At 52.9% G+C, this 1,632-nt stretch carries 3 protein-coding genes and 1 tRNA gene; 1 reads left to right on the top strand and 3 read right to left on the bottom strand.

Annotated features, from left to right (window positions below; genetic code table 11):
• Positions 1-221: 221 nt before the first annotated feature.
• Positions 222-530, bottom strand: coding sequence for a hypothetical protein (locus AC1DWI_RS22325; protein WP_477668215.1), 309 nt, complete (start codon positions 528-530; stop codon positions 222-224).
• A gap of 353 nt (positions 531-883) precedes the next feature.
• Between AC1DWI_RS22325 and AC1DWI_RS22320 the strand changes: the two genes are divergently transcribed.
• Positions 884-973, top strand: a tRNA-Ser gene (locus AC1DWI_RS22320).
• Here the strand turns inward: AC1DWI_RS22320 and AC1DWI_RS22315 are convergent.
• Positions 959-1,222 carry a hypothetical protein gene (locus tag AC1DWI_RS22315; RefSeq protein WP_477668216.1) on the bottom strand — a complete coding sequence of 88 codons (264 nt, stop codon included), beginning with the start codon at positions 1,220-1,222 and terminating at the stop codon, positions 959-961. The two genes, AC1DWI_RS22320 and AC1DWI_RS22315, sit on opposite strands and share 15 nt — an antisense overlap.
• 169 nt (positions 1,223-1,391) lie before the next feature.
• A partial coding sequence (locus tag AC1DWI_RS22310) for a DUF2726 domain-containing protein (protein WP_477725803.1) occupies positions 1,392-1,632 on the bottom strand: 241 nt, incomplete at its 5' end.

The raw sequence follows: 1,632 nt of genomic DNA, 5'->3' as shown, positions 1-1,632 counted from the left end.
AAAAAGCCCGGAGGACCGGGCAGTAAAACTGGCTTCGCCAGTGGAGGGAGGTGCGACCCAGGACGGGCCGCAAGGAAAGTTTAGCCAGCGGCTGGCTGGCGGTGTGTAGGACAAGGTCGTGAATGCCGCCTGCGGACAGCGTTTCGGCGACAGGCCCTGGCCACGACGGGCGGCTGACTCATATATATATAGCAGGCAGATAGCAGGCCACTCTGGCGTCCTTACACCTCAAACTCGCTGGGGTGAACAGTTTCGAACATCCTGCCGTCCCGGAAGAAAACGACCATCCAGTTACCGAACCGTTGCGTAGGGTGCGCCGGAATGACCTGGTTCAGGGCATGCGCAATGGATTTCTTGACGGATAACCCAATTTCCTGGATTTCTGGGGAAAGTGAGTCCACGCTAATCAACATGAAGGTTCCGCGGTCCTGGACTTCGACCCGCGGAAACGACCAGCGGGCGCCGGTGGCATGCACAAATGCCGTAGTAACCTTCTCTGCCGACTCGGGGGTGAATGCTGGAGCAGTCATATTTGTGTCCTCTTAAAGTGCTGTAACTGAATGTTTCAATCATGGCTGTACCAGCGCCTTTAGTCACCGTTCCCAAAAACGTTTGGGAAGCGGAGAGGAAATAGTTCCAGGAAATAAGTCCGTTTTTTTGGCTCTATTTGCTTGACAGTCACAAAGTGACCAATGACGAACCAAAAGAGGTGGACTTCAGCCCTCTATTTTTGGCAGCACCCTGCCCTCGTGAGTAATTCAATGTGTGGAAGGCAGCCGATGCGCCAGGCGCGCCTGTTGTCCAGGCTGCGAAACCGCATTTATCGACAGTGGCTCATCAACGAGCCAGATGAGCGCCGACTAGCGGTTAAACTATGCGGCTCGGAAGCGTGGCAGAGCGGTTGAATGCAGCAGTCTTGAAAACTGCCGAGGATGCAAGTCCTCCGTGAGTTCGAATCTCACCGCTTCCGCCACTTGTTGGCACTGGCYTTTAGCTGGTCTAAAAGTGTGCTCTCCGGTTCAGCCTCAAGCGCTGCAACCGCAATCCAGTGCTCTGGATTTTCTCCTAATTTGATAGCAAAGTTACCAGCAAGCGTAGGGCTTAGCCGGCCACGCTTCTTTGCTTGAGAGATTGTCGACAGATCCAAATTCAGCTCATCACACCAATGCGCAGCGCGCTTCATCTCAAGTGCTTTGGTGAGTAATTCCATGGTGTTGGTCATAGCTGATCTCCTGGGTTCCAAATATTTTATGACTGGCTGTCAATTTATTTGTTGACAGATTGTCATTCTCTGAACTGTAATTCAAATATTGACATTCGGTCACTATTTTTTACAAGAGCAGCTAGCACCTTTGCCTAGCTACCTTCATGAGGAGGAATCCAGTGGGCTTTCAGGGAGCAGTTGCGAAGTCGGCTAGAAGTTTTGCCGCGTCAGGTATCTGCGGATACCGGACAACCCGATACCCGACATCCTTTAGCCAGGCATCGCGGTCTCCATCCGCCTCTTCCCTGCCTTTGTGGCTGCTGTCGTCGAGTTCGATGACAGCCAGGACATCAAACGACTTGGTGCAAAGCACGAAGTCCGCAACTTTCCGGTTGTACCCGTTGCGCGTTGCCTGTTGCTTGCTTACC

The sequence above is a fragment of the Polaromonas sp. P3_C2 genome, from assembly GCF_056402675.1.
The sequence above is the reverse complement of the archived record's forward strand: the minus strand, read 5'-3'. Positions and strand labels throughout refer to the sequence as shown.